Origin of the sequence: Cellulomonas sp. GbtcB1, from assembly GCF_019091725.1 — a bacterium.
In the GTDB taxonomy this organism is placed as follows: Bacteria; Actinomycetota; Actinomycetes; order Actinomycetales; family Cellulomonadaceae; genus Cellulomonas.
In genome coordinates this window covers 1-258 of record NZ_JAGXJG010000326.1, presented here as the reverse complement: position 1 = coordinate 258, position 258 = coordinate 1, and the positions used below count along the sequence as shown (strand labels likewise).

Sequence of the window (258 nt, the reverse complement as noted above, 5' to 3'; positions counted from 1 at the left end):
GGGCGGGGGGTGGCCGCGGCGGGGCCGCCCGCCCACCCCGCCCAGGTGCCCGACCCCCCCGCGTCGCACCCCCCGGCCGGCGCCGTCTCGGACGACCGGCGGTACGCGCAGTCCCAGGTCCAGCCCGACGCGGAGCTGACCGCGCTGCCCGACGACCTCACGACGCAGCTCGAGACCGCCGCGGCGGTCCCGGCCGGCGCGACCGTCACGGTGCACCTCGGCGGGCAGGACTACACCGAGACCGGCGTGGCCATCGGG

General features: G+C 81.0%; 1 protein-coding gene. It reads left to right on the top strand.

Annotation, left to right across the window (positions count from 1 at the left end; translation table 11 throughout):
• Positions 1–45 precede the first annotated feature (45 nt).
• A partial coding sequence (locus tag KVT14_RS20595; protein WP_217617316.1) for a hypothetical protein occupies positions 46–258 on the top strand: 213 nt, incomplete at its 3' end.